The organism is Mesorhizobium sp. M4B.F.Ca.ET.143.01.1.1, assembly GCF_004792275.1.
Taxonomy (GTDB): domain Bacteria; phylum Pseudomonadota; class Alphaproteobacteria; order Rhizobiales; family Rhizobiaceae; genus Mesorhizobium; species Mesorhizobium abyssinicae.
This window is the reverse complement of record NZ_SRSR01000014.1, coordinates 78172-103474: the sequence shown is the minus strand read 5'-3', so window position 1 is coordinate 103474 and position 25303 is coordinate 78172. Positions and strand designations below refer to the sequence as shown.

The following is a 25303-nucleotide window of genomic DNA, read 5'->3' as shown; positions in this document are numbered from 1 at the left end:
ACTTTGCCAGTCGGCCAGCAGGCGCGGGGTAGCTCCGATGCAGCGGGATTGGCGCGGCGATATCCAAAACCATCGGCCTATCTCCCAAATATTCCACGGCTGAATGGAAGCACTTCAACGGGCATGCCAGGCTCAATTGGGATCGACGCACCGGGCACAATCGCAATGGCGTCGGCCGATACCATCGGCATCATTCTGTGCGAGCCATCCGGCCCGCTGCGGCTGGCGGTCAATCGCCCCTGTTCAATATCCAGGCGAACCGGCACCAATTCCGTGCGATCCGGCTTGCAAGAACATGTAAAGGTCAACTCGGCCGTGAGGCGCGTCGCCGGCACCTGACCGAGGAGGTTCGCCACGATCGGACGCGCGAAGACCAGCGCGCCAAAGGCCGCCGCCTGCGGATTGCCAGGCAATCCGACGAAGCACGCCTCCCCCACCTTGCCGATTGCCAACGGCTTGCCGGGTTTCAGCGCCACCTTGGCTATCTCGAGTTGGCCCCCGGCGCGCATTACTGCGTCGCGCACGTGGTCCTCTTCGCCAACCGACATCCCGGCAGTGGTGATGATCAGATCCGCCTCCCTCGCGCTGTCTTCGAGCACTCGCGCGATGGCCGCGGTATCGTCGTGAACGGTCGACAACGTCACATCGGTGCCTGGCTCGCTCAGCAGAGCGGCCAGAAGCGGCCCGTTGGAGTCATAGATCGTGCCGGATGCAAGCGGCCCGCCAGCCTTACGAAGTTCGGAGCCGGTCGTGACAATGGCGATCCGCACGCGACGCGCAACCGGGACGCGATCAATTCCAATGGCGGCAAGAAGCGCGATTTCCGGCCAGCCGATCATGCAGCCTGGACGAAGGACGCAGGCTCCTTGCGTCACATCCTCACCGGCCCTGCGAATATGCGCGCCCGGCGCCGCGTCGAGCGCGAACTGCACGAGATCGCCACGCCGCGTCGTTTGCTCCTGCATGACGACAGTGTCCGCGCCCTTGGGCAACGCCGCGCCCGTCATGACACGGTGTGCAGCGCCCGGAGCCAGCACGCGCGGCGGATCGCCCGCGCTCGTGCGGCCTACCACAGGGAGAACCAGAGGCACGCCTCTCCTGCCGGCCAAGCTTATCGCATAGCCGTCCATGGCCGCCTGATCGAAAGGCGGAATAGCGCGCGGGGATTCGATGGCCGCGGCCAGAAGACGTCCTACGGCGTCGGCCAACGGCACCATTTCCGGATCATCCAGCGGCCGTGCCAATGCGATGGCTGCGCGTCGCGCCGTTTCGAATGGCACGACACCTGGGCCTGCGCAGCGGCAGCTATCGGGCAGTGTTGCCGGGACGGTCATGCCGCGACGTCCGGCAGCGTCTTTTCGAGAATCGCCCGCATGGCCGCAAGGCCCGGATCCTGCGCGCGGTTCATGATACCGATGAGTTGCGTCCAACGATCGTCGGATGCGGTGTCCACGAAATTACGAACGGCCGAGCCGACGATATCGGCCGGCGAACGACCGGATGCATCCGCGGCCGCGGTCAACCGCGCGGCCAAGGCCGGTTCTTCGAACGCGGCGACGATTGCCATGGCCGCTTTCGGGTCTTCCAGTGAGGCGATGATATCTCCGAGCATTGCTTCCCCCTTCACTGCACCAGCGGCGAGGATGCGCCGTCGATGGCAATCCCGACGATGTCCGCCCGGCCGACAAGCAGGGAGACGTATTGCGCCGTCGCCTGCCGGCTGACGTGCTCGGCCAGATAGGACGCGATGCGTTCCCGCACGGCCTCGAACGGAAGCTGGCGGCCGTCGATGCGCCGCGTCAGGCGAATGAGGTGGACGCCGTAGCGCGTCTCCACTGGCTGCGAGATATCGCCTGGGACGAGCTCGATGAGAGCAGCCTCGAATTCCGGCGTGGTGTCGCCCGGCCCGATTTGGCCGAGGCTGCCGCCCAAGGCTCCCGACGGGCAATCCGAGCAATCTCGCGCCAGTGCCGCGAAACGCTCTGGAGCAGCTGCCAGAGCAGATCTCAGCGACGACACCCTTTTACGCGCGGCGGCGAATGCCTCACGATCATCGTGACGAGCCGCTATGAGAATATGATCGGCTTCATAGAGAGGCGGCGTCATGAAACGGCGAAGATTATTTTCATAGAAGCGCCGCAGCGTCTCCTCATCCGCCTCGGGAACGCGAACCTCGCGCTCGATCAAGCCGCGCACCAGCGCGTCTTCGATGGTCTCCCTGCGTCCATCCTGGTCGGTCCGCTGGTCGGCGGCTATGTCGAGACGCCGCGCCTCTTGCAGGAGCAGCTCGCGAATGACGAGCGCACGGGTTGCGGCATGCCATCCCTCGCCGGGATTGCGGGCGGGAAAGTTCTGCACCTCGGCGGCGATCGCCTTGCGCGATATCGCCACCCCGTTGACGGTCACCGGCGGCATCGCCACGCGTTCGCGGGACGGCGCCGTGTCAGGAGTTGCGGGCCGGTGTTCGTGCGGATGTTCGGACGATTTGCGGCCGGCCGAATGATCGATGACGAGCGCGGCCATGGTTTACTCCGCGGGCTGGTGGGATGGAGCGGCAGCGGGGCGCCGCAAGGGCTCGGACGACCGCATCACGGACACTGGCGCGGGCGACCGGCGCTCGGCGAAGCGTGTGCGCACGACCTGATAGCCGGGACGGCCGAGATACCAGACCGGCGCGCTCCAGACATGAACCAACCTGGTGAACGGGAAGACCAGAAAGATCGTCATGCCGAGCAGGAGATGCGCCTTGAAGATCGGGTTGACGTCGGCGACGTAGGCCGCGGCCGCCGGCCGCAAGGTGAGGATGCCCTGCGCCCAGTTCATGAATTTCACCATCTCATGGCCGTCCATGTGACCGAGCGAGACGAAGATGGTCGAAAGGCCAAGCGTGAGCTGCAACCAGAGCAGCAACAAAATCGCGATGTCACCGGGCGCCGACGTGTTGCGGATGCGAGGATCGAACAGACGACGATGGGCCAGAAGCGCTATGCCGATGAAGCAGGCAACGCCAGCGATGCCGCCGGCGGTGATGGCAAGGCCCTGCTTGAAGCTGTGTGAGACACCGAGCGCATCGAATACCCAGATCGGCGTCAGCAGGCCGACGAAGTGGCCGGCGAAGATCATCAAGATACCGACGTGGAACAGATTGGAGCCCCAGCGGAGCTGACGCCGCCGCAGCAACTGGGAGGATCCCGTCTTCCAGGTATATTGCTCGCGATCGAAGCGGATCAGGCTACCGAGCAGGAAGATGGTCAGGCAGAAATAGGGATACCAGCCAAAGAGCGCGGCGTTGATTGTGTCGGACATGGCTTTCCTCCGTCAGGCAACGCTACTACGCGCATCGCGATTGGCGGCGCGCATCTGGATTCTCAGTCGGTCGACGGAACAGCCGTCGGTCGCATTCCCGGGACCGAATGCGACCGCGGCCTCTTCCCAGGCGGCGTCGATGGCTGCCAGGTCGTCGGGCTCGTCGAGTTCGTCGGCGCCCACGGCCACGGCCGGCTCGCTGACTATCGAGCGTATGGCCGTGAATACAGCGGCATAGCCTGCGTTGCGCTTGGCGAGCCGACCTTCCAGCAGCGAGAAGATGTGGCCGGTTTCATTTAGCAGCCCGCGCGCCTCCTCAATGGGACGGGCGGAGAGGAATTCGAGGAAAAGCGGGATGAAGTCGGGCAATTCGTTTGCCGCGACCTCGAGCCCGCCACGCCGGTAGTGTCCGGCCAGATCGACCATCGCCTGGCCGCGATCTCGGCTCTCGCCATGGATGTGCTCGAAGAGATGCAGCGAGTGGCGGCGCGTCTTGTCGAACAATTCCACGTAACGCTCTTGCAAATCGTAGAGATCCAGGGTGGCCAGATCGGCAAACAAGGACTGCAGGTGCTTGCCTGCTTCGTCCGATATCAGTCCCTCGTCTGCGACCGCCGCGGTGATTTCCGGGATCGCCGCGCAAAGTTCCTCGGTCGGATAGGAAAGGAGCGCCGAGAGCGCCTTGAAGGTCCTGTTCGAGAGCATCACGCGATCTCCATCGGGTTTGTCGGCCGCTTGGTCTGCTTGGTGCCGAAGAGGTTGGTCTCGGTGGAACCGCCCGAGCAACCGTTGCCGAACGAGAAGCCGCAGGAGCCGCGCAGGTCCTGGGCGTCCTCGCTCCATTCGCGGTGCGAAGTGGGGATGACGAAACGATCCTCGTAATTGGCGATCGCCATGACCTTGTACATGTCGTCGATGGCTGCGCCCGTCAGGCCGACCCGCGTCGCGATCGACTCGTCGAGGCGGCCGTCGATCGTCTTTGCCCGCATGTAGCTTCGCATCGCCAGCATGCGCTCGAGCGCAAGCGCCACGGGCTCCTCATTGCCCGCCGTCAGCAGATTGGCCAGATACTGGAGCGGGATGCGCAGGCTGCGCACGTCGGGCATATCGCCGTCCAGCCCCATCTTGCCGGCGGCAGCCGCCGACTGGATGGGCGAGAGCGGCGGAACGTACCAGACCATCGGCAGCGTGCGGTACTCGGGGTGAAGCGGAAAGGCAATCTTCCACTCCATCGCCATCTTCCAGACCGGCGACAATTTGGCCGCCTCCAGCCAGTTGTCGGGAATCCCGTCGGCACGGGCCTGTGCGATGACGGCCGGATCGTTCGGATCGAGGAAGATATCGAGCTGCGCCTGATAGAGGTCCTTCTCCTGCGGTACGCTGGCAGCCGCCTCGATACGGTCGGCGTCGTAGAGGATCACGCCGAGATAGCGGATGCGCCCGACGCAGGTTTCCGAACAGACCGTCGGCTGCCCCGCCTCGATGCGGGGATAGCAGAAGATGCACTTCTCCGATTTGCCCGACGACCAGTTGTAGTAGATCTTCTTGTAGGGGCAGCCGGAGACGCACATGCGCCAGCCGCGGCACTTGTCCTGATCGATCAGTACGATGCCGTCCTCCTCGCGCTTGTAGATGGCCCCGGACGGGCACACCGCCGCGCAGGTCGGGTTGAGGCAGTGCTCGCAAAGCCTCGGAAGGTACATCATGAAGGTATTTTCGAACTGGCCGTAAATGTCCTTCTGGACGCCCTCGAAATTCACGTCCTTCGACCGCTTCTCGAACTCGCCGCCGAGGATCTCCTCCCAGTTCGGTCCCCATTCGATCTTTTCCATCCGCTCGCCGGTGATGGCCGAGCGCGGACGAGCCGTAGGGAAAGCTTTCGATTCCTTCGCCGTGTGCAGATGCTGGTAATCGAAAGTGAACGGCTCGTAGTAGTCGTCGATCTCCGGCAGATCAGGGTTTGCGAAGATGTTGGCGAGGATGCGCCACTTGGCGCCCATCTTCGGCTCGATCTTGCCATTCTTCTTGCGTCGCCAGCCGCCGTTCCATTTCTGCTGATTCTCCCATTCCTTGGGATAGCCAACGCCCGGCTTGGTCTCGACATTGTTGAACCAAGCGTATTCGACGCCTTCACGGTTGGTCCAGACGTTCTTGCAGGTAACCGAACAGGTGTGACACCCGATGCATTTGTCGAGGTTCAACACCATCGCGATCTGGGCGCGGATTTTCATTCTGCGGCCTCCTTGGGAGCATTCGCTTGCAGGGGTTCCTCGAGCCAGTCGACGGTCGCCATCTTGCGGACCACGATGAACTCGTCGCGGTTGGAGCCAACGGTTCCGTAGTAGTTGAAGCCGTAGGACTGCTGGACATAGCCGCCGATCATATGGGTCGGCTTGAGCACCGTGCGCGTCACCGAATTGTGGATGCCGCCGCGGTTGCCGGTCAGTTCGGAGCCGGGCGTGTTCACGATCTTCTCCTGAGCGTGATACATCAGCATCATGCCCTGTTTGACTCGCTGGGAGACGACGGCGCGGGCCGTAAGCGCTCCGTTGGCGTTAAAAACCTCGACCCAGTCATTGTCCACGATGTCCGCGGCCTTGGCGTCGGTCTCGGAAATCCACACCACCGGACCGCCGCGATTGAGCGTCAGCATCAGGAGATTGTCGCTGTAGGTGGAATGGATGCCCCATTTCTGATGCGGCGTGATGAAGTTGAGGACGATCTCTTTGTTGCCGTTGGACCTGACTCCCTTGACGGCGGAGATCGTCTTCAGGTCGACCGGCGGCTTCCAGGTGATGAAGCCTTCGCCGAAGGCCCGCATCCACAGATGATCCTGATAAAGCTGCTGGCGTCCGGTCAGCGTGCGCCACGGGATCAGTTCGTGGACGTTCGTGTAGCCGGCATTGTAGCAGACCTTCTCACTTTCGATGCCGGACCAGGTGGGAGAGGAGATGATCTTGCGCGGCTGGGCCTGAACGTCGCGAAAGCGGATCTTCTCGTCCTCCTTCGGGATGGCGAGATGAGCATGCTCGCGGCCCGTCGCCTTGGAGAGCGCCTCCCAGGCTTTCACCGCGACCTCGCCGTTGGTTTCCGGCGCGAGCATCAGGATGACTTCGGTCGCGTCGATATCCGTCTCGATCTTCGGCAGGCCCTTGGCGGGGCCGGCGGGTTGGACGCCGTTGAGCGCGCCCAGCGCCTCGACTTCATGCGCTGTCTTCCAGTTGATGCCCTTGCCGCCGTTGCCGGCCTCGGTCATCAGCGGGCCGAGCGCGGTGAAGCGGGCGTAGAGGTTCGGATAGTCGCGCTTGACGACGCTCACGGCCGGCATCGTCCTGCCCGGGATCGGTTCGATCTCGCCGCGTTTCCAGTCGGCGACGTCGAAGGGCTGGGCGATCTCGCCGGGCGTGTCATGCTGGATGGGAGTTAGGACGACGTCCTGCTCCACGCCCAGCACCTCCGGAGCGACCTCGGAAAAGGCCCTGGCGAGGCCCTTGTAGATATCCCAGTCCGAGCGTGCCTCCCAGGCAGGGTCCACCGCCGCCGACAGCGGGTGGATGAAGGGGTGCATGTCGGAGGTGTTGAGGTCGTTCTTCTCGTACCAGGTCGCGGTCGGCAGCACGATGTCGGAGTACACGCAGGTCGTCGACATGCGGAAATCGAGCGTGACAAGAAGATCGAGCTTTCCCCGCGGCGCCTCGTCGTGCCAAACGACCTCCTTGTTGCGCACCTTGCCTTCGGCGCCGAGGTCCTTGCCCATGACACCGTGCGTGGTGCCGAGCAGGTGCTTCAGAAAGTATTCGTGGCCCTTGCCGGAAGACCCCAGAATGTTGGAGCGCCACACGAACATGTTGCGGGGCCAGTTGGCCGGATCGTCAGGGTCCTCGCATGCAAGGTCGAGTTCACCCGACTTCAGTGCGCTTGCCACATAGTCCTTCACCTCGAGGCCAGCAGCCGAAGCTCGTTTGGCGATATCGAGCGGGTTCTGCTTCAACTGCGGCGCCGAAGGCAGCCAGCCCATGCGCTCGGCGCGGACGTTGTAGTCGATGAAGCTTTGGTTCCAGTCTCCTTCGGGCGCGGTCGGCGACAAGATCTCCGCCGCCGTCAGGGTCTCGTATCGCCATTGGTCCGTGTGCGCGTAGAAGAAGGACGTCGAGTTCTGGTGGCGCGGCGGGCGCGCCCAGTCGAGCGCGAAAGCGAGCGGCGTCCAGCCTGTCTGCGGCCGCAGCTTTTCCTGGCCGACATAGTGCGACCAGCCGCCGCCCGACTGGCCGACGGCGCCGCAGAACACCAGGAGGTTGATGATCCCCCGGTAATTCATATCCATGTGGTACCAGTGGTTGAGACCTGCGCCCAGGATCACCATCGAGCGGCCGTTGGTCTTTTCGGCATTGGTGGCGAATTCGCGCGCCACGGTGACGATGGCGTCGCGCTTCACGCCAGTGATGCGCTCAGCCCAGGCGGGTGTGAACGGCACGTCGTCATCGTAGGAAGAGGCGACATTGGCGCCGCCGAAGCCGCGGTCGAGGCCGTAATTGGCCATGAGCAGGTCGTAGACCGTTGCCACCTTCACCGCCCCGTCGATGGTCTTGATCGTGCGGACCGGGATATTGCGGGTCAGGATCTCGCCATGCTCGGTGGCCACGAAATGCTCCGTTGCCCGGCCTCCGAAATAGGGGAAGTCGACAGCCGCAATGTCAGCTCCATCGCCGGCGAGGGAGAGCTTCAACCGAACGTCCCGCCCCTTGCCATCCTTTTCCTCGAGATTCCACTTTCCTTGCTCGCCCCAGCGGTAGCCGGCCGACCCGAGTGGCGCGACTAACGCATCCGTTGCCTCGTCGATGGCGACCGTCTTCCATTGCGGGTTGTTCTTCTCGCCGAGAGCGCCCTTGATCTCGGAGGCACGCAGCAGGCGCTCCGGAACGAGCTTGCCGTCGCGCTCCGCCAGCCGCACCAGGAAGGGCATGTCGGTGTAGCGCCGGGCATAGTCGTCGAAATAGGCGACGCTGCGGTCGAGGTGGTATTCGCGCAGGATCACGTGGCCCATGGCGAGCGCCAGCGCGGCGTCGGTGCCCTGCTTTGGATTGAGCCAGATGTCGGCGAACTTGGTCGCTTCGGCATAGTCCGGCGAGACGACCGCGCTCTTGGTGCCCTTGTAGCGGACCTCAGTGTAGAAATGCGCGTCCGGGGTACGCGTCTGTGGCACGTTCGAGCCCCAGACGATGATGAAGCCGGCATTGTACCAGTCGGCGCTCTCCGGCACGTCGGTCTGCTCGCCCCAGGTCTGCGGGCTCGCCGGCGGCAGGTCGCAATACCAGTCGTAGAACGACATGCACACGCCACCGAGCAGCGAAAGATAGCGCGAGCCGGCGGCATAGGAGACCATCGACATGGCCGGGATCGGCGAGAAGCCGATGATGCGGTCAGGGCCATGTTTGCGGGCGGTGTAAGCATTGGCGGCTGCGACGAGCTCGTTCACCTCGTCCCAGGTGGCGCGCACGAAGCCGCCGTGGCCGCGGATCGAGATGTAGGATTGGCGCTTGTTCGAGTCCTCGACGATCGAGGCCCATGCCGCGACTGGCGGCATCTTGGCGCGAGCCGCCCGCCACAGCTTCAACAGCCGGCCTCGGATCATCGGGTATTTCACCCGGGCGCCCGAATAGAGATACCAGCTGTATGACGCGCCGCGTGCGCAGCCGCGAGGCTCGTGGTTGGGCAGATCGGGCCGCGTGCGCGGATAATCGGTCTGCTGCGTCTCCCAGGTGACGATGCCGCCCTTGACGTAGATCTTCCACGAGCACGAGCCGGTGCAATTCACACCATGGGTGGAGCGCACGATCTTGTCGTGCTGCCAGCGCTTGCGGTAGCCGTCTTCCCAGGACCGGTCTTCGTTGGTCACTATCCCGTGACCGTCCGAAAAGCTGTCGACGGTCTTGCGAAAGAAGGTTAGCCGGTCGAGAAAATGTGACATTGCGTTGTCCCTGGTTATTCGGCCGCGGCCGGGCGGACGGGCGCGCCGCGCTTGGCGCGCTCGATGTCGTGCAGAAGGCCGCCCTTGCGGGTGTAGACACCCCAGGTGATGGCAAGGCAGCTCACGTAGAACAGGAGGAAGGCCCACAACGCGGCGTTCGGCGCGCCCGTGAGGGCGATTGAGCTGCCGTAGCTCTTCGGTATGAAGAACGCGCCGAAGGCCGCGATCGCGGAGGTAAAGCCGGTGATGGCGGCAGCCTCCTTCTCCGCCTGCTTGCGACGCGCTTCGGTATCGGCGTCGGGCATCAGGCGGCCCATCTCCTTGGCCATGATCACCGGGATCATCTGGAACGTAGAGGCGTTGCCGACGCCGGTGGCGAAGAAAAGCAGCAGGAATGCCACGAAGAAGCCCGTGAACGCGCCCGGCTGATCCTTGATGCCGATGAACCACAAAACACCGGCAACACCTGCGATCATCAGCATGAAGGCCCAGAAGGTGACGCGCGCGCCACCATACTTGTCCGCGAGCCAGCCAGAGCCCGAGCGCGAGAGAGCGCCGACCAGCGGGCCGAGGAAGGCGAACTGGAGCGCATTGACGTCCGGAAACAGCATCTTCGTGAGCAGCGGGAAACCAGCCGAATAGCCGATGAAGGATCCGAAAGTGCCGGTGTAGAGCCAGCACATGATCCAGTTGTGCCGACGCTGGAAGATAACGGCCTGCTCGCTGAAAGATGCCTTGGCAGAAGCTATGTCGTTCATGCCGAACCAGGCGGCGAAAGCCGAGAGCGCTATAAAGGGCACGAAAACGAAGCCTGCATTCTGCAACCAAATCGGCGCATCGCCCGCAGCTCCCTTGACCATGGCCGGATCGCCGCCGAGCCAGCCGAAGATCCCGGTGGTGATTGCCAGCGGCACGATGAACTGGACGACGCTGACGCCGAGATTGCCAAGGCCGGCGTTGAGTGCAAGCGCATTTCCCTTCTCCGCCTTCGGGAAGAAGAAGGAGATGTTGGCCATGGACGAGGCGAAGTTGCCGCCGCCGAAGCCGCAGAGCAGCGCCAGCATCAGCAGCACGACATAGGGCGTGTCGGGATTTTGTACCGCATACCCGATGCCCACGGCCGGTATGATGAGCGACCAGGTCGTAAGCGTCGTCCAGAGCCGGCCGCCGAAGATCGGCACCATGAAGGAATAAAAGATGCGCAGCGTCGCGCCGGAGATTCCGGGCAAAGCGGCGAGCCAGAAGAGTTGGTCGGTGGTGAAGGTGAAGCCGACGAGCGGAAGCTTGGCGACGACGACTGACCACACCTGCCAGATGGCAAACGAAAGCAGTAGCGCCGGTATCGACAGCCACAGATTGCGTTTCGCGATGCGGCGGCCGGTTTCAGCCCAGAACGCTTTGTCCTCCGGACGCCAGTCGGTTAGAGCACCGCCAGTCCGGGCCTTTGCCACAGGCGTGGGCATGTCCTGCATTTCCGGGAAAGGCGGCAGCTTGGCGAGGGCCTCGCCAACGGTGCCGCGTTCCATCTGGCGGATCGCCATATGCATCCAGATCAGCGCGCCGGAGACCAGCAAGAAGAGCGCCATGAAGCAACTCGTCCAGAGGCCCGTCAGGTCAAGCAGCAAGCCGAACAGGATCGGCAGCACGAAACCGCCAAGGCCGCCGATCATGCCGACGAGTCCGCCGACCGAACCGACATGGTCGGGATAGTAGACCGGGATGTGCTTGTAGACGGCGGCCTTGCCGAGGGCCATGAAGAAGCCGAGCACGAATATAGTGACGATGAAGCCGACGAGGCCCATCTCGATGTGGAAGGCGGTCGTCCCGTTGATGCCGTGGACGACGTAGTCGGTCGGTGGATAGGAAAGGACGAAGGTCGCCGCCACCGAAATCATGAAGGTCCAGTAGAGCACGCGACGCGCGCCGAAGCTGTCCGAAAGGTGTCCGCCATAGGCGCGAAACAGGCTCGCCGGCACGGAGAAGAAGGCAGCAATCATGCCGGCCGTCTTGATGTCGAGGCCGTAGACGTTGATGAGATATTGCGGCAGCCAAAGCGCGAGCGCGACAAAGGCGCCGAACACGAAGAAATAGTAGAGCGCGAAACGCCAGATCTGCACGTTCTTCAATGGTTCGAGTTCGAGCCACGCGCTTTTCGGCTTGATGCCGGATCGCTGACGTTCGACGATGACCGGGTCGTCATCCGTCATGAACCAGAAGATGGCGGCCATGACGACGAGGGCCGCTGCCCAGGCCTCAGCCACGGCCTGCCATCCGAAGGCGACGAGCACGAAGGGGGCGAGGAATTTGGTGACGGCGGCACCGACATTGCCCGCACCGAAGATACCAAGCGCCGTACCTTGTCTTTGCGGCGGGAACCAACGCGACACATAGGCGACACCGACCGAGAAGGAGCCGCCGGCGATCCCGACGCCGAGGGCTGCGACCAGCATCTGAGGATAGGTATGAGCATACGACAGAAGGAAAGTTGCGACCGCGGCCGCGAGCATGTTCACCGTGAAGACGATCCGGCCCCCGTAGCGGTCGGTCCAGATGCCAAGCGCCACCCTGAGCAGCGAACCCGTCAGGATCGGCGTGCCGAGGAGCAGGCCGAACTCCGTCTCGCTGAGGCCGAGTTCCTGGCGGATGCGAATGCCGATGATGGAAAAGATGGTCCAGACCGCGAAGCAGACCGTAAATGCCGCCGTGCTTGCGCCCAGGATTTGACCGGACTTCGGATCCGCGGTTGTTTTCATTGTCGGCAGCCTCTTAGACGGTTGGCCTCAAGGAGCGGACTCTCGCCCCCTCAAGGCCAGCATGACCAAGCCGGCATCATCCGGCATTGATCCAAATCAAGGCATGCCGTGACATTTGTCACTCAGGATGCGGAAGCAAAGGGAAGCCTCAAATCGGAGACGACACATTTGGATGACCTGACGTATGAGGGCGTGGCGCCGGAGGAGCTGCCGTTGTTTCGGGGGTTACCCGTACCCCGCCGGACCGATTTGATGCGACATGCCATGGTGCACAGCGTGTCCGCAGGCACCGTTCTGTTCGAACAAGGCGACGTGCCGAACTTCCAGCTGATCGTGCTGGCAGGGTCGGCCCAGTTGTTTGGACGATCGGCCGAAGGCCGTGAAGTCTTGATCGAGGCTGTCAGAGCCCCAGATCTCGTCATACCCGCCGCCGTCCTGACCGGCGCGCCTTATCTCATGCAGGCCCGAGTGCCAGAGCCTTCGCGGTTCTTGTTGATTCAAGCGGGAGCGTTTCGGGCGGCGGTGGAAGTAGAGCCTTTGCTGGCTCATGCGGCGATCGGAAGCCTCGCCGCTCAATTTCGACGCATGGTCCGGCAGATCAAGAACCTTAAGCTAAGGAGCTCGACCGAGCGCGTTGGTTGCTATCTCCTGGCCCTGTCGAAGCGGCAGGGCACGCCGGACCGAGCCGTTCTGCCGTTCGAGAAGACGCTCATCGCCTCCGAGCTCGGCATAACACGCGAGTCCTTTTCGCGTGCACTGTCGAGCCTGGGAAAGTCAGGCATCAGGGTCGACGGCCAGACGATCGAAATTCTCGATGCGGCCCGCGTCGCCGCCGCATGCGCTCCCGACCCGCTCATCGACGGGACGGACGGTGAGGGCTTTGCAATCTGATCGTCGCGCCTAGTCCGGCCATAGTCAACCTGAGCTTGGCAGCGGATTTGCCGCAGGTGCTCTCCCCAACCTTCTGTCAGGACTGGCGATGATATCGGCCGTGGTTGAATGAACCCTTCTGCCGCGAACACCCAGGTCACATAAGTCGAGGGCACCGAAAATTGCCGCCATATTTCGCAGCGTGCTGGGCTGCGGTTTCGGAAGGCGGCCTGGGGATTGTGATACCCGTTTGGTTCTATGAACTTTGCCAAGCAGTGAATGCCAAGCCTAGTGCGAGTGCCGTTACCCCATAAAGGGCCGGTAAAGTCTTACCGCCTACGCCCAGCCGCAGCAACGTATGGCCGAGGTGGTCCGTACCGCCAATCCAAGGCCGCCGTCCTCGTCGCAAGCGGCGGATGATAACGAATACTGCATCGATCAGTGGGACGGCAAGCCACGCCAACGAGGAGCCGAAACCTCTTTCCGAAGCGTGAAGCACGACTGCCGCGCCGAGCAGAAGGCTGCCGCTGTCACCCATGAAGACACGTGCTGGCGGATAGTTGAAGCAAAGGAACCCGAGGCAGGCACCGGCGCAGGCCAGCCCGGCATCACCGCCGAGGCCGAAAGAGGCGGCTGCGATTGTGGTCGCGGCAAGTCCATCGGCGTGATCGAGCATGTTGACCGCGTTGCAGGCGATCCAAATGACGATCGGTACCCACCAAAAACCTGTGATGATCCCGGCAAGTATCGCCGCCGCGGCCAACGCTGCTGCCTTGGCGCCGGCGGAAAGGGATCGGACATCATCGAGTGCGCCGACTAGGCAGAGAAGAGCCAGCAACAGGATATGGCCAACCGGAAGCCATGGAGACATCGCGATCAGTAGGGCAGGCCCTGCAAGTCGAGGGACTTCGCCCGATGTGTGCCATCGGTCGCTCTTGACCTTGGAGACAGCCCCGATGCGCCTCGCAAGGCGAGCGAACAGCCATACGCCAGGAACCGCAATGAACAGGGCCCCGATGAACGGGACCAATAAGCCAAGCGTCAAGCCATCACTCGTTCGGTACGCATATGCTCGATGCAGTCGGCAATCGTCTGCCTTGTGCTTCGCAGCGGGCGCCAGCCTGTCATGGTGCTCAGAAGACTCGTATCCGGTACGCGATCATGCGTTACGGCGAACTTCTCGCCATAGACCGCGTTGGAAGACTTCATGACGATCGGCGCGTTCGTGTTGGTCGCCTCAACCACCATCCTTGCGAGATTTCCGATCTGCACTGCCTCGCTGCCACCCAGATTGACCGGCCGTCCTCGCAAGGATCGGCATTGCATGACCAGGAGCAACCCTTCGGCGGCGTCGGTAACATGCAGGAATGCCCGCCTTTGCTCGCCGTCGTCGTGAACGACAAGCGGTTCGCCCCGTAAGGCCGAGTTTACAAATACCGGCAGCACGAGGCCGGTCGCCGAGCGCTGCCGAGGCCCAGCCATGTTGAACGGCCGCACAATCCAGGCGGGAATGCCGAAATCGAAAAACAATCCGGCTATCAGATGCTCAACCGCTGCCTTGGCGGCAGCATATCCCCATCGCGGTCGGAGATCCGTCACCACAGGATCGGACTCTGTAATCGGACGGTCGCGACCGGAGCCGTAAACTTCCGAACTCGACGTATAGAGAAGCGGACGCCGGTGCAGCCGGCACGCCTCGACGATTGCGCAACCTGATTCAAGAATGCCGCTGGTGACAGCAAAGCGTTCCGTGTGGGCAAGCTGAACCCCGATCGGGCTCGCCAGATGGAATACGGCGTCAGCCAGACCAACCTCGTCATGGACCGCCGCATTGAAGGCCGGGCTGCCGACCCTGAAGGTACGGATCGTCAGGCGGGGATTGCCGACCGGAAGGTTGCGAAGCGAGCCGTTCGAGAGATCATCGATGACGGTTACGCTGCAATTGCGGTCAAGTAACAGATCGACCAGCGCCGATCCAAGAAAGCCCGCGCCACCTGTAACCAGGGCATGTGTCCGCGGGCCGAATTCAACCACGTCCGGGCTATGGTTGTCCAAAGTTGCCGCCTCCAGAACGACCCGTGGCCCTCGCTACGCACGGGATAGCCTTTCTATACAGTCAAGGACACGATGAACAACTCGTTTTCTACAAGTCGGCCGAGTTTTCGGTGGCCCTCGATATCTCCAACGAAGCCCCCACATGTCCCCGGGAGCCAGCTGCCCCTAGCCCAACAGGCAGAACTGATTCCGGTACACCTGTGTAGGTTTTTGTCGTTCTAGCGTGAAATGAATTGTCAGGGTATCCCCATGTTTCTCGCGGTCTAGCATTGCAAGGAAGCGGTAGTATTCGAAACTATTGGAATCGCAACGTCGCAGGCCGCGCCTTGTCGCGCCGTCGACTCACCGATTGCAATCACGCTATGACGTTTCGACAGATAGCTCGGGGGAACCTTTGAAGTTCGATTATCGGGCAGACGTCGACGGTTTGCGCGCTGTCGCGGTCATCACCGTCATCCTTTTTCATTTCGGCGTTCCCGGTTTTCCGGGGGGATTCATCGGCGTTGACATCTTCTTCGTAATCTCGGGCTACTTGATCACACGCCTTTTGGTTGCGGAGAGCGCCGAACTGTCGTTCGCCGAATTCTACGGTCGGCGCGCGCGTCGTATCCTGCCAGCAATGCTGGTGATGATCGGGCTGTCGCTCACGGCGGGTTGGTTTCTTCTGCTCCCGGGTGACTATGCCGGTCTTGGGCGCAGTGCGGCCTTCTCCGCTGCCGGGCTTGGAAACTACTATTTCCTCTGGAACACTGGTTATTTCGACCGCGAGGCGACTCTACTGCCGCTCCTGCATCTTTGGTCCCTCGGCGTCGAAGAGCAGTTCTACCTCGTATGGCCAGCTCTCTTGTTCATCGCCAACCGCTTGTGGCGGCGCCAGCGGTCGCCGACCGTGGCGGCGATCTGCCTTGTCGCGTTGATCAGCTTTTCGACTGCCCTGCACCTGGTGGCAGTCGATCCCAAGCAAGCGTTCTATGCTCCCTTCAGCCGGGGTTGGGAACTGGCACTAGGCGGACTGCTGGTTTTTGTTCCGCCGATCGGCCGCCGTGGCACTTCCGAGGCGTTCGGCTTGGTTGGCCTTTGCCTGATAGCCGCTAGCTCCATCTGGCTATCCTCGAGCCAGCCATTTCCGGGACTGAGTGCACTCGCCCCGGTGGCTGGTGCTGTCTTGCTCGTCTGGCCTTGTTCTCCTTCCATCGCTACGGCGGTTCTTTCAAGCGGGCCGCTCCGCTTTACAGGAAAAATTTCATACAGCCTGTACCTCTGGCACTGGCCGATTCTGGTCTTTTTCCGTCACTATGCCGGCGGCGCGATGCCGACAGCGGGCGAAGCGCTGATCCTCATCGCGGCAGCCTGGGCGACGGCCTATTTGTCCTGGCGATTCGTCGAAGAACCCGTTCGCCGGCTGCGGCCGCCCCCGATGAGAACCGTCATCGCCGGCGCGACCGCAGCGTTGATGGTCGGTCTGTGCGGCAATTCAATCTTCCAAGCGGGGGGTATCGCCAGCAGAATCCCGAGGGAGGTTGAGGCGATGCGCAGCCTCGAGGTGATGTGGGACTGGCCGTGTCCGCGGATGGTCAAGATCGCCGAGCTGGACGGCACGTTTTGCGCATTCGGAGCACCTTGGGACAAGGCGGCACGCCATGCCATGCTGTGGGGTGACAGCCATGCGGAGCATCTCGCCCCGCTATTGGATGCGGTTGGCCAAAGGGAGAATACGGCCTTCTTTCTTTATCATGCCTGCCCGGCCGCATTCGGAGAAGGTGTCCATCGCGACTTTCCGGAGCAACCTAACTACCGGGAAAGCTGCGCATCGTCCCGAACGGCCGCGGTCAGCATGCTGAGACAGCGCACGGACATCGACCTCGTGGTTCTGTCCTCAGCCTGGACAAGCCTTGCCTACACCAATGTCGTTGCTGACGACGGGCGGCAAGCGGACCAAGTCCTGCTGATGCGCGACGGCCTGCGAAGCCTCGTTGAAGAAATCGCCGCTCCCGAGCGGCGCGTTGGAATCATTGGTCAGGTGCCTGGGCCAGGTTTGGATTTGACCTCGTGCGCGGCGATGCGCGAAAGCAGGATATTGAGGCGTTGCTCGACCGATATCGACAGTGAGCGGATCCTGCGGGTGTGGTCACCGATGGTCGCCGCGCTGGCGTCGCTCACTGAGCATGACGGGGTGTTCTTTGTCGATCCGCTCAAAGGGATGTGCCCGAACGGGCAGTGCGCCACCTACATCAATGGTGAGTTCATTTACCGCGATGCATCGCATGTACGCAGAAACTTGAAGCCGGAGACCGACGACGTGCTCGCGCGGGTGATGGGCCTCTACCAGGCCCTCGCTGCTGATGACAGGCAGACGCGGGTATCGGTCATGAACGTTCCACGGTCTCCGACAACCCTCAAGAGCAACTAGGGGCATGCGAAACCGCCAAGCCCTGTCTTCAACTACGGCTGGCGCAACTTGGCGGGGAAGCAGCGTTGCCTTGCCCGTTGAGGAGCAAGGCGGTTCGACCTCCGCTGCGTCACTCGCAACACGGGACAGGCTGAACCATCATCGGGCAGAGATAGATGGCCTTAGAGCGCTCGCTGTTTTGGCAGTGCTCTGCTTTCATTTGAGGATTTTCGGGTTTTCCGGTGGCTTTGTCGGTGTCGATGTTTTTTTCGTGATCAGCGGTTTTCTGATCACGAAGATTGTTGTAGCCGATATCGACGGAGGGCGTTTCAGCCTGGCGCAGTTCTATCGGCGCCGCGCTCGCCGGCTGCTGCCGGCTCTCTTTGCGACACTGGCCCTGTCGTGCATTGCTGCGGTTCTTCTGTTCGCTCCACAGCACTTGGAGACCTTCGCAGAGTCGCTTTTGGCCGCCACTCTAGGGGTTTCGAACGTACTCTTCTGGCGAGAATCCGGCTACTTCGACCTGGCCGCGCGTATGAAGCCCCTGCTGCACACTTGGTCCCTGAGTGTCGAGTGGCAGTTCTATTGCGTGTGGCCGCTCCTGCTTTCGGGTTTGCTCGCCCTATTCCGACGTCGGATGGTTTGGCCAATCCTGGCGATCGCAGTTTTGGGCTTCTGGCTAATTTTCGCATTCCAAGACGGATCATTTTGGCTGCTTGCTGGAACGCGGACTGCCGAATGGCTTTCGGACGGCCGGGCGACCGTCTTTTACAATATGCCTTTCCGCGTGTTCGAATTTGCTTGTGGCGCGGTATTGGTCTGGCTTCCACACCCGCGAGCCTTGGCTACCCACGAACTCCTCGCCTTGCTTGGATTGGTGCTCATAGGCAGCGCCGTCTTCTTTCTGGACGACACGGCGCACGCACCCGCCCTCAATGTGCTCGTGCCTACAGTCGGAGCCGCGATGGTGCTTTACGCGGATCGCTCACGACATGTGGCGCTTGTTTTACGCAATGGCCCCGCAGCCTATGTCGGGCGCATCAGCTATTCACTTTACCTAGTGCACTGGCCCCTGATCGTATTCTGTGAGTATGGCCTTCTGCGGCCGCTGCTGCCGAAAGAGGCTGTTCTCGTCGGGTTCCTGTCTCTCGCCTTGGCAGTCATGATGTTTCACTTCGTTGAACAGCCGTATCGTGTTGGCCGCGGCTTCGTCGGACCCGCAGGGCTTGCGTTGGCAGGCCTGCTTACCCTCTCGCTGATCAGCTACTCAATGTGGGACGGTATGCCTTGGCGGTCGCCATCGGCGATCGCGGGAGGTGAACTGGCCGATCGATCGACCTTGAAATCGATCACGGGCTCTCGTGGCTGTGAGGATTTCTGCGAATTCGGAAATCTTCAAAGCCCGACGAAGATTCTCATCGTCGGGGACTCGCACGTTGACCACTACACCCGCGCCCTTGAAGAGCTTGGCGGGAAGGAATTTCACTTCCTGCTAGCGCAAGCCGGCAGCTGCTATTTCGGAGCGGACCTTCAGAGCCGGCCTAGAGGCGCGGTGACGCAACATTGTCGAGCCGCAACAGAACAAGCAGCCCGTTGGTTGAACGCTGGGGGGATCGCTGCCATCGTCCACGCTCAGCGCTGGCCAGGATATCGCAACATTCTAGAAAGGAAGGCTGATGGGGCGCCTGTCGATATCCGTAATCTGGCAAAGCTGTTTCCGACAATGCTCGAAGACATCTCCAAGCTGTACACCGGGTTTCGCGGACCGGTCATCTTGATCGGACACGCTCCAAACACGAACCTGATCTGTGCTCTCAGGCCGAACTATTTCTCGCTTCCATGCCCGGCGTCCTCGAAGGTAGAGCATGTCGCATTCAAAGCGGCTTTCGCGGCTTTTGCAGGCCGCCATTCCCAGTTTCAATTCGTTGATCCGCTGGACGCGATCTGCCCCGCCGCGGAATGCCGAATGACAAACAGCGCAGGGCACAGCCTCTACGTCGACGAGAACCACCTCTCGATCTTCGGCGCGAGGCTCATTGTTCCGAAAATTATCGAGATGCTCCGAGGTGATCTGACCGTCCAGTCGATCGACCTTCGGCGGGCCGGATAGTCGCGCCAAGCGCCTCGCCTATGCGCCGGGGCCGCTTCGACGAGAGCGACAGAAAAAATAAAGTGTCGCAACAGCCCAGGCGACGACGGTCCCCAAAAGCATGAAGTAGAGCGGATTAGCCGTGAGATCGACACCGGTCGGCGGCGAAATCAACAGGACAACGGAAGCGGCAGCGAATAACCCGACGCCTCCGCCTATTCCAAACACAAAGCTCGAATATGCTTCTCTGCTTCGGCTGGGATTGGTCTTTGCGGCGAGCATGCTGCCTATGCCGATAGCCACGGGTATGAACAAACTCGGCGTCAGCAAGACATCATGCGAAGTCAGCATAACGCCTGAGAGAGCGACCCCGAGTGGCAGATCTTCGGCGTCACGAACCAACGAGAAGGCGAACACGAGGAAGCCGAGTGGGACCAGCCAGCCGATATGGCCGAAAGCGATAGCAAAAAGGACAAAAGTGTTGTGAGGAACAAAGACATGAGCCTCCTCCAGCCCACGACCAAAAAAACCGCCTGTCCGGTATGCCAATAGGCCGCGTTCCAAAAACAGAGCGCGGGCGGAGATAGAATTTCTCTTACCTTCACCTGTCAGCCGTTCGCTGAGGGCCTGAATCCTGGCCGCGCCTGATGCAGACGGACTCGCTTTGGGAGGAGAGGCGACATCTCCTGGCAGGCTTTCCTCGGATAGAGCTGGGCCGCTTCTAGAAGACGCCAACTCAGGCGGTTCAATCGAAAGCGGGCTCGCGTCATTTGTTTGGGGAGGATGTCCTATCGGAGCCGCTGCCCGGGCGAGCGACGTCTCGACAGCTTCGCCTGCCTCACTAAGGTCCGTGTTTACGGACAACACTCCTGCGAAAGACTGGCTAATGGCAGCTCGAAAGTAGCGGTTAGTGGTCAGTGCTACGGAAGTTACCAATAGCAGCACAACAGCCACAGCGAGAGCCCGCATCCAAGCAGCGGTGTCGATCCGGAATCTTCGGGCAGCTCTGTAATATTGCCAGATGCCAACCGTACTTGGAAGGAAGACGGTGGCGACGGCGGCAAGAATGGTGGAGCGGGACAAGGTGATTGCAAGCGCCCCACCAACCAGGACGAGAAAACCAGGGCGCCATTCCTTGGGTACGGCGCGATAGCTCGCCGCGCCGCCGAGCAAGAGTCCCGCAGCGGCCACATTCGGGTTGACTGCTAACCCCGCAGCACGGCCAACCGTAGTGGTAAAGCCATGGGTGAAAAGCACATCCAGGAAGCAAGCGATAGCATTGAGGGCCGTAACCGAAGCGGACAGCCGCAGCACAATCGGTGGGGCAAACGCAAGCATCAGAGTGATTGCAGAGCCACCAAGAGCAAGAGTTGTCAAATAGCTCCTGTTGACGATCCCTATAGGGTGCAGAGCGATTGGTACCACCGCAATCGCGGCGCCGATTGCCAGCGGCAAAATAGCTTTGCGCACGTCACGTCGCGTCACTACCACTGCCAAAGAGACGATAAGTACAACGCCATAGAGCGCGTATAAGACCAACCTGAGATAGCCATCTCGCCCGGTGAACAATGGCAGGGAGAAAGGCATAAACCAGGCCTGATATACAACGACTGTGAAAGCGCAGAAGCCGGCCGAAAGGTTCACTAACTTCGTTTGCAGCGACGGGCCTAGTGAGCAATCCACATCTGCAACCCCGCTCATTCATTCCCCGTGAAGTAGAGCGCTTCATAGGCGTCGGCCATAGCCTCAATCGAATAGCGCTGGCGCATTATCCGCTGGCGAAACTCCTGTTCCGTTTTGCGCTTTGGCAGACGGTCTACTGTCTCCAGCAAACCTCGAGCGAGGTCAGTGGGAGCGCGAGGTTGTACCAAAACACATCCTGGCAGGCCTGAGATTGCCTCCGGATTTCCGCCTACGTCTGTAACCACTACCGGGAGGCCGGCCGCCAGTTTCTCCATCAAGGCATTGCAAAAGCCCTCCTCATGGGACGCGATCACGCCGACATCCATGCCTGCCAGTAAGCCCGGGATATCACTCTGAACTCCGAGGGCTTGCACGTTGCGCCCGATGCCGAGGCGTTCAGCCTGCTGCGCCAGAGCCGATCCGATTCCCCGGTCCTGCCCGGCCATAAAGAGTTTGATGTTCGGGCGCACTTTGCACGCAAGGGCAATCGCCTCGATCAGATCGTCATGACCTTTGTACGGTATCAAATTGGCGACAATGACGATGCCCACCTCATCTGGGCCGAGACCAAGTCGAGCCCGGGTCCCATTGCGACGATCGCCGATATTGTCGAACCGGCTAAAATCGAGGGCGTTTGCGACAATTTTGATGCGGTTGATGCTGTAGTTGTCCCGCGTCGCCGTGTCTGCCGCGACAGCAAGAGAGTTCGCAACCACGACATCGGAAAAACGGTTAGCGGACCGATCCATCCATTTGAGCCAAGGCCAGCGTTCCTGGTGGCTGCCGAGGCCACGCCGTGATGTGACGATAAGTGGTGCCAACGCTAACCGTCCGGCTATGGCGCCGAGGAAATTGGTCAGCGGCAGAAACGCATGGACCACGCTCGGTCGTGTCCAAGCCACCCGCCTGAAAACCCAGGTGGCCGCAGCCAGGAGGACCATCAACTCCTTCAAACCCGGCGACGTCCTTGAACCGGCGGCAGGGGAATTCGGTCGGTGGCGGCCGTAGAAAATTGGTACACCGGCGCGGGTCAGAGGTTCGGCCAGTATGTTGCCTACCGGCGTAAGCGCAAAAACCTCGACCCTCCATCCTCGGCGCGCCAACTCCTTGGCGAGGAGTACGAGTTGGCTCTCCGTGCCGCCAAGGTTTAGCGATCCGATCACAAAAAGTACGCCCTTACGACGACTCTTGGCGATGGCCGTCGAAGGAACGATAGCGGATGTCTTTGCTGGAGCATAATTCATCGAGACTCTACCGCCGCCGACTTCCGATTTAGCCGTCGCATGCCACAGGCATGGGTCTCAAGCAAGCGCAAAGCACTCCCTAAGCTCCACGATTGGGTGAACGGCCGAAGGCAAATATTTTCGGGGCAGAAACGAACGGTCCGCGCCCAAGCAGCCCGCCAGTCGCTAATAACACGCCGATGAGCAGCAATATGACCGGCGGAAGCCACTTCAGCCTTTCGAGAATTGTCTCGTAGGAACGGGCACTCTGAAAGCCTTCCGGCGTTCCAAGCCGATGCCAAGGTTGACCGTAGGCTCCATGCAAAAGAGGCAGCATATCTTCGTAGTCCGAATAGTAGGAATCGACTATCGACGGATCTTTTTCTACAAGAGCCAGAGGATAGGGTACTAGGACACCATAATCGGAATCGAGAACATTACCATCGACCTCGACGATCGTGTGCTGCTCAGCGCTATATATCGTCGCTGGGATTCCCTGTTCCGTAAGGATTGAATAGACAATCTTTGAGACTTGGGAGCAAAAGCCGTAACCGCGATCTAAGGCCTTTCGGGGTGTCAAAAACTCGTAATTTTGAAAGCTGTCATGGTATGCAGGAAGCCAACCGAGCAGCCAGATGACGTAGTTGTCGAAAACGCTGATCTTCGTATAGCGCGCGTCAGTATCCGTCCAGCGGTCCCCTTCCGTCCAGTAATGCACCACGCCACCCGCGACAGCCTTTGTTAGGCGCTCAAGATAGACCTGCCTGGGCTCATTCGGTCCGCGATAAAGGCCGTTCAAATCCCCTATCTTCTTCTCAAACCCAAGCGGTCCCTCAATGGCTTCAACGGGGGGTGTCGGATAGGCCTGGACGAGGCCGAGGGGATAAGCAGCGACAAAGAGCAGAAACACCGTCCCTAGCCCGATCAGGCAGAGACCCAAGGACTGGCAGAACCGATCGGCGCCCAAATGACGGCTCCTGCTTAGAATCGCCTTTTCCTCGCTGCTAGTAGTGCAGGGATATCACAATTGCACGTTCGAAGCTGCCCTGAATGGTCCAGCTTGTGGATGGCCTTTGACGATCTGAGGTCCGAAATTGTCAATTGGCGCCACTTGCGACTTGTTTCCTGGTGGCGCGCATGCGCAATGAACGTCAAGAATGCGGGCGATACCTTGGCATTGAGCGGAACCCAGACCCTAGACAGCACGACCGACGCGCTTCGGCGCTTGTGGGCGCAGCTATCGAGGCGGCGGCGCCGCCAGTTTTTCGGTCTTCTGGTTCTAATGTTCTTCGGCGCCATCGCTGAGGCCGCGACGCTCGGTGCCCTCTTGCCGTTTCTGGCCAAGATCACCGATCCCGATTCAATAGGTCAGTCATGGATCGGACGCCAATTGCAGAGCTTCGGTTCGGCCAGTTCGAGCGACAGCCTGCTGCCCTTGCTGTCGCTATTTTCGGTAGTGGTAGTGATCGCTGGGATTGTGCGGATCCTGCTCTCGCGAGCCACTCATGCTTTTGTCTTTTCGCTCGGGCACGAGCTCGCCGTGAGGGTTTACAAGCGCGCACTTTACCAACCCTACAGCTATCACTTATCGAATAGCTCCAGTTCGGTGCTGGCGACACTTCGCCAAGTCCACATTATCAACATGAACGTTCTCCTCCCGATCCTCCAAGCGGTCGGGGGAGCGATCATCAGCGTGTTCGTCGTTGCGGCGATGTTCGCGTTGAGCTCATTCATAACATTTGCGATCTTTGCCGGATTGGGTGTGGCCTATCTCGGCATGTCGCTCTTCATTCGCAAACATCTCAAGACGAATGCCCGCACGATAGAGCGAATGCAGGCGGAAGACATTCGGTCCGTGCAAGAGGGCTTGGGCGGCATTCGCGATGTCATCATCAATGACACTCAGCGCTACTTCCTTTCCCGTTTCGAAGAACTCGATAGGCATTTACAGCGCGCCTATTCGGGGAACGCTCTCGCGGCCGCTACTCCTCGATTCGCGATCGAAGCCACTGGGATGGTGATCATCGCCGCACTTGCTTACTTCCTGATCACAAGGACAAACAACGCCGGGCAGGTACTGCCGATGCTGGGAACGTTTGCCCTTGGCGCGCAGCGTCTAGTACCCCTTATGCAATTGATCTATGCAAACTGGGCGCTCGTGCTGGGCAATATCGCTGGCGTCGAAGCGGTTCTTAAGACGATCGAAGCGCCACTCCCAGCGGACGCACAGGCACCTCCGCCGAGGCGCTTGCCTTTCGATCAGGCAATTGTGCTGAAGGATTTATCGTTCTGCTACGCGCCCGATCAGCCGCCGGTTATCGAACGGTTCAATCTCACCATCGTGAAAGGTGCAAAGGTCGGGTTTGTAGGCAAGACAGGGAGCGGGAAGAGCACGACTGTCGATCTCGTTATGGGCCTGCTCGAGCCGACAAGCGGAGTGATCGAGATCGATGGGAAGCCCCTTGATGAAGGCACCAGACGTGCCTGGCAGAGGCAGATTGCCCATGTCCCCCAGAGTATCTTCCTTTCGGATGCTTCGATCGCCGAGAATATCGCGTTTGGCATCGACCCCGCCGGCATCGATCTTGAACGTGTTCGCAACGCAGCGCAGCAGGCTGCTTTGGCGGGCTTCATCGAAAACTTGCCCAAGGGCTATGAAACGCGGGTCGGCGAACGCGGCGTGCGATTGTCCGGCGGCCAGCGCCAACGAATAGGCATCGCGCGGGCATTCTATAAGCAGGCGAGTTTGCTCGTTTTTGACGAAGCAACAAGCGCGCTCGACAATGAGACCGAAGCAGCTGTCATGGAGGCAATCCGTGATTTGCCCGCTGATCTGACCGTGCTCATCGTCGCGCATCGCCTCACGACGGTCGAAAATTGCGACGAGATCGTAACGATCGAAGACGGCCAGCCGCATATCGCCTAGTCTCCGTTCTCTTTACCCGGGAAGGATAAGAGCTTGTAGGC

17 protein-coding genes are annotated in these 25303 nt (G+C 60.9%); 4 read left to right on the top strand and 13 right to left on the bottom strand.

Annotated features, from left to right (window positions below; genetic code table 11):
• Positions 1-77 precede the first annotated feature (77 nt).
• The 8 genes from glp to EN786_RS27610 are packed head-to-tail and all read right to left on the bottom strand — an operon-like array spanning position 78 to position 12027.
• Positions 78-1334, bottom strand: a complete 1257-nt coding sequence (gene glp, locus EN786_RS27645; RefSeq protein WP_127310525.1) for a gephyrin-like molybdotransferase Glp — start codon at positions 1332-1334, stop codon at positions 78-80.
• Positions 1331-1612: a hypothetical protein gene (locus tag EN786_RS27640; protein WP_127282308.1), complete on the bottom strand. Its 282-nt coding sequence runs from the start codon at positions 1610-1612 to the stop codon at positions 1331-1333. The genes glp and EN786_RS27640 overlap by 4 nt, the downstream gene beginning before the upstream one ends.
• 11 nt (positions 1613-1623) lie before the next feature.
• A complete protein-coding gene (locus tag EN786_RS27635; protein ID WP_127311189.1) occupies positions 1624-2523 on the bottom strand; it encodes a peptidylprolyl isomerase in 900 nt (299 codons plus the stop codon).
• A 3-nt stretch (positions 2524-2526) separates the two neighbouring features.
• Positions 2527-3306 carry a respiratory nitrate reductase subunit gamma gene (gene narI / locus EN786_RS27630; RefSeq protein ID WP_127282306.1) on the bottom strand — a complete coding sequence of 260 codons (780 nt, stop codon included), beginning with the start codon at positions 3304-3306 and terminating at the stop codon, positions 2527-2529.
• A gap of 12 nt (positions 3307-3318) precedes the next feature.
• Entirely contained in the window at positions 3319-4011 is a 693-nt protein-coding gene (gene narJ / locus EN786_RS27625) for a nitrate reductase molybdenum cofactor assembly chaperone (protein WP_135909073.1), read from the bottom strand.
• Positions 4011-5537, bottom strand: a complete 1527-nt coding sequence (narH, locus tag EN786_RS27620; RefSeq protein ID WP_127311190.1) for a nitrate reductase subunit beta — start codon at positions 5535-5537, stop codon at positions 4011-4013. The genes narJ and narH overlap by 1 nt, the downstream gene beginning before the upstream one ends.
• Positions 5534-9274 (bottom strand): nitrate reductase subunit alpha, encoded by a 3741-nt coding sequence (locus EN786_RS27615; RefSeq protein WP_127311191.1) that lies wholly within the window; start codon positions 9272-9274, stop codon positions 5534-5536. Before EN786_RS27615 ends, narH begins: the two co-directional genes overlap by 4 nt.
• Before the next feature lie 14 nt (positions 9275-9288).
• On the bottom strand, positions 9289-12027 hold the full coding sequence (locus EN786_RS27610) for an MFS transporter (RefSeq protein WP_127391737.1): 2739 nt from the start codon (positions 12025-12027) through the stop codon (positions 9289-9291).
• Positions 12028-12195: 168 nt separating this feature from the next.
• On the opposite strand from EN786_RS27610, the gene EN786_RS27605 reads away from it, so the two are divergent.
• Complete coding sequence (locus tag EN786_RS27605) at positions 12196-12918, top strand: helix-turn-helix domain-containing protein (RefSeq protein WP_245478344.1); 723 nt, start codon at positions 12196-12198, stop codon at positions 12916-12918.
• A 235-nt stretch (positions 12919-13153) separates the two neighbouring features.
• On the opposite strand, the gene EN786_RS27600 is transcribed toward EN786_RS27605, so the two are convergent.
• Positions 13154-13768, bottom strand: coding sequence for an undecaprenyl/decaprenyl-phosphate alpha-N-acetylglucosaminyl 1-phosphate transferase (locus tag EN786_RS27600; RefSeq protein WP_245478345.1), 615 nt, complete (start codon positions 13766-13768; stop codon positions 13154-13156).
• A 170-nt stretch (positions 13769-13938) separates the two neighbouring features.
• Complete coding sequence (locus EN786_RS27595) at positions 13939-14952, bottom strand: NAD-dependent epimerase/dehydratase family protein (protein ID WP_187331233.1); 1014 nt, start codon at positions 14950-14952, stop codon at positions 13939-13941.
• Between the two features lie 394 nt (positions 14953-15346).
• Here EN786_RS27595 and EN786_RS27590 point away from each other — a divergent pair, with 394 nt between their 5' ends.
• Entirely contained in the window at positions 15347-17362 is a 2016-nt protein-coding gene (locus EN786_RS27590; protein WP_187331234.1) for an acyltransferase family protein, read from the top strand.
• A 70-nt stretch (positions 17363-17432) separates the two neighbouring features.
• Positions 17433-19451, top strand: coding sequence for an acyltransferase family protein (locus EN786_RS27585; RefSeq protein WP_187331235.1), 2019 nt, complete (start codon positions 17433-17435; stop codon positions 19449-19451).
• Between the two features lie 18 nt (positions 19452-19469).
• Here the strand turns inward: EN786_RS27585 and EN786_RS27580 are convergent, their stop codons facing one another.
• The 3 genes from EN786_RS27580 to EN786_RS27570 form a co-directional block, all read right to left on the bottom strand.
• Positions 19470-21131 (bottom strand): O-antigen ligase family protein, encoded by a 1662-nt coding sequence (locus EN786_RS27580; protein WP_135909071.1) that lies wholly within the window; start codon positions 21129-21131, stop codon positions 19470-19472.
• Entirely contained in the window at positions 21128-22357 is a 1230-nt protein-coding gene (locus EN786_RS27575) for a glycosyltransferase (protein WP_127310183.1), read from the bottom strand. The genes EN786_RS27580 and EN786_RS27575 overlap by 4 nt, the downstream gene beginning before the upstream one ends.
• Before the next feature lie 79 nt (positions 22358-22436).
• Positions 22437-23303, bottom strand: coding sequence for a hypothetical protein (locus EN786_RS27570; RefSeq protein ID WP_127310184.1), 867 nt, complete (start codon positions 23301-23303; stop codon positions 22437-22439).
• Between the two features lie 177 nt (positions 23304-23480).
• Between EN786_RS27570 and EN786_RS27565 the strand changes: the two genes are divergently transcribed.
• Entirely contained in the window at positions 23481-25262 is a 1782-nt protein-coding gene (locus EN786_RS27565) for an ABC transporter ATP-binding protein (protein ID WP_246688762.1), read from the top strand.
• Positions 25263-25303 lie beyond the last annotated feature (41 nt).